This is a genomic window from Streptomyces alkaliphilus, assembly GCF_014141535.1.
In the GTDB taxonomy this organism is placed as follows: domain Bacteria; phylum Actinomycetota; class Actinomycetes; order Streptomycetales; family Streptomycetaceae; genus Streptomyces; species Streptomyces alkaliphilus.
The window spans coordinates 1-3,050 of sequence record NZ_VKHT01000639.1 but is presented as its reverse complement, the minus strand read 5'-3'; the positions used below and the strand labels follow the sequence as shown (position 1 = coordinate 3,050).

Annotated in this window: 2 protein-coding genes; both read right to left on the bottom strand. The window is 72.2% G+C overall.

Translation table 11 applies throughout. The features are described 5' to 3' along the window. Nucleotides 1-101: 101 nt before the first annotated feature. Nucleotides 102-1,076, bottom strand: a complete 975-nt coding sequence (locus tag FNQ90_RS17830) for a carbohydrate-binding protein (RefSeq protein ID WP_182607297.1) — start codon at nucleotides 1,074-1,076, stop codon at nucleotides 102-104. A gap of 98 nt (nucleotides 1,077-1,174) precedes the next feature. Further along, the gene (gene cdgB / locus FNQ90_RS17825; RefSeq protein WP_182607296.1) at nucleotides 1,175-2,764 is read right to left on the bottom strand and encodes a diguanylate cyclase CdgB; all 1,590 of its coding nucleotides are present in this window, start codon (nucleotides 2,762-2,764) and stop codon (nucleotides 1,175-1,177) included. Nucleotides 2,765-3,050 lie beyond the last annotated feature (286 nt).

The window sequence follows — 3,050 nt, the reverse complement described above, 5'->3', positions numbered from 1 at the left end:
CCCTCAGACGCCATCCGGCTCCACCCGCACGACGGGGCCGGGCCCACCCCCTCGGGTGGGCCCGGCCCCCATGTCGTCCCGTCAACCGGACCGGCGGCGCGTCACCAATCCGGCTTGTGGCCCCGTTCGGTGACGAGGATGCGGTCGATCACGGCGTCGCAACTGTCGCCGTTGTCACAACCGATGTAGATGGTGTTCTCGCCCTCTTTGAGGTCGATGTAGTTGTACGTCCGGGTCCAGTTCTTCTCCCAGGCGCCCTGCTTGACGAAGTCGCGCAGGTGGAGGTCGTCGCGGATCTGCGAGGTGGAGTTGATCGCGAAGCTCATCTTCTGGTCGCCGTTGGGCACCGAGTAGCCGACCCACAGGTCGTAGCTGCCCGCCTCACCGCGGAAGTCGAAGGTCCAGGTGATGGTGGCCCCCACCCGGTTGAGGCCGGCGATGTAGGAGCCGTCGCCGGAGCGGGCGTTGGGGATGTCCCCGGCCAGGCCCGCGCCGTTGGAGAGCTGGAGGGTGCCGAGGTCGGCCTCGGGGAGCTCGACCGGCTCCTCCTCTTCCTCCTCGTCGTCCTCGTCCTCGTCCTCCGGCTCGGGCTCCGGTTCGGGCTCCTCGTCCCCCTCGTCGCCGGCACCGACGGACTGGGGGGTGCCGACACCCGCGAGGTCGTCGCCGGCGTCCTTGTCGTCGCCGCTGAAGACGATGGCCGCGCCGACGCCCAGGACGACGGCGGTGACCACGGCGATGGCGCCGATCAGCAGGCCGTTGCGCCGGGAATCACCCCGGCCGTGGCCGCCGCCGGGCGGGCCGGGCGGCGGGGCGCCGTAGCCGGTGGTCTCGGGCGCCGCGTAGTGGGGGGAGGGCTGCCCGGGCGCCTGGTGGCCGGCGTAGCCGTTCTGCTGGGGCGGGTATCCGTAGCCGCCGCGTCCGCCGCCGTAGCCGCGTTCGCCGACGGGCCGCACCCGGTCGTACCCCGAGGGCGGCGCCGGAGCGGCACCGGAGGCGCCGTTCTCCGGGCGGTACAGGTAGCCGAACGGGTCGTCCCCCTCCGGGGTCCCCGCTCCGTGGTGGCCCGCGCTCATGGCTCGCGCTCCTTCTCGTTCCCCGCCCTCGGTCATGCCGGGGCCGAGCCTACCCCGTTCGGGTGAGAACCCCGGTCCCTTCCGGACGCTCCGCCGGCTCAGCCGGCGCGGCGCCGGCCGTGGGAACGCGCCCGCTTCTCGATGTACATGCGCTGGTCGGCCGATTGCAGTATCTCCTCGATGGAACGCCCGCAGGAGGCCCATCCGATGCCGAAACTGGCGCCGACCCGCACGGACCGGCCGTCGAGGTGGATCGGGGGGATGACCGCGCCGCGCAGCCGCACCGCCAGGTCGGAGGCGTCGGCCGGCCCCAGGCCGTCGGCGAGCACCACGAACTCGTCGCCGCCCAGCCGCGCGACGGTGTCGTCGTCGCGCACGCACTCGCGCAGCCGCCGGGCGACCTCCCGCAGCACGGTGTCGCCGCTGTGGTGGCCGAAGGTGTCGTTGATGGACTTGAAGCCGTCGAGATCGCAGAAGAGCACGGCCAGTCCCTTGCCGTCCGCTCCGGGGGCGTCGGGTTCCAGCACGTGCTCGTGGTGATCGTAGGGCGGGGGCGCCGGGGTGCCGAACCCCTCGAAGGCGTCGGTGGAGCGGTGGGCGAAGGGATCACGCGGCCGGGCGCATATGCGGCTGCCCAGCCGCTGGCGCAACTCGGCGTTGTTGGGCAGGCCGGTGAGGGCGTCATGACTGGCGCGGTGTGCGAGGGCCTGCTCGTGCCGCTTGCGCTCCTCGATGTCCTCGACGTGGAGCAGCAGGAAGCGGGGGCCGTCGGTGGTGTCGGCGACGACCGAGTTGCGCAGGGAGACCCACAGGTGTCGGCCGTCGCGGTGGGCCAGGCGCAGTTCGGCGCGCCCGCCCTCGGCGGAGGTCCGCAGCAGGACGCCGACGTCGTCGGGGTGGACGAGGTCGGCGAAGGAGTGACGGCGCAGCAGGGAGGCGGAGAAGCCGAGCATGCGGCACAGGGCGTCGTTGACCCGGATGAGCCGGCCGTGCGCCTCCCCGCCCAGTTCGGCGACGGCCATGCCGCTGGGGGCGTACTCGAACGCCTGGCGGAAGCTCTCCTCGCTGGCGCGCAGCGCCTCCTGTTCGCGTTCCAGGCGGGCGAGGGCGCGCTGCATGTTGGCGCGCAGCCGGGCGTTGCCGATGGCGACGGCGGCCTGCGCGGCGTAGAAGCGGATGGCCTCGCGGCCCCACCGGCCGGGGCGACGGCCGTCGCGGGGCTTGTCCAGGGAGAGGACGGCGATCAGTTCGCCGTCGAAGGAACGCATGGGGGCGAAGAGCCGGTCCATGGGGTGCCACTCGTCGGGGTAGCGGGGTGCCGGACCGGTGGTGTGCCACTGGGGGACGTCGTCGTGGTCGAGGACCCAGCCCTCGGTGTGGGGGATGAAGCGCAGGCCGTCCCAGTCCTCGCCCATGCTCAGGCGGCGGTTCCAGGCCTCGCGGGAGCCGGTGCGGCCGGCCATCAGGGCCTCGGCGCCGGGGTTGCCCGCGACGGCGGCGACGAGGAGGTCGCCGTCGGGGCGCACGAGGTTGACGGCGGCCAGCTCGAACCCGAGGGTGGCGATGGCGCCGTCGGCTATGGCCTGGAGGGTCTCGGCCATGCCGCGGGCGGTGTTGAGGCGGGCCACGACGGCGTGCAGATCCCGCAGCCAGGCGAGATGAACGTAGGGCTCCGTGTCCGTTGCCATCACTCCCCCGGCGTTCGCGTGCACGTGCAGATACACAACCCACTGAATCACAATGCGCTGCCCACTAGGTACACAGGGTCAACAATTAGTCCCGTCATGTGATTCATGTCACATTTCTCACCCCGGGTGAACCGGCTCCCTCGACTCCGGGAGTCCGCACAGTCCACCACCGTTCCCGCCCACACCAACACCGGTGATCACGTTCGCACAAAAACTTTCCACGGATCGAACGGCCCCGGCACGACCCGGTGTTCCCGCCCACCGGCCGAACCACCCGGTGATCACC

Excerpts from the sequence above, each read along its gene's own strand:
- cdgB (WP_182607296.1), bottom strand. The coding sequence starts at position 2,764 with ATGGCAACGGACACGGAGCCCTACGTTCATCTCGCCTGGCTGCGGGAT.
- FNQ90_RS17830 (WP_182607297.1), bottom strand. The coding sequence starts at position 1,076 with ATGAGCGCGGGCCACCACGGAGCGGGGACCCCGGAGGGGGACGACCCG.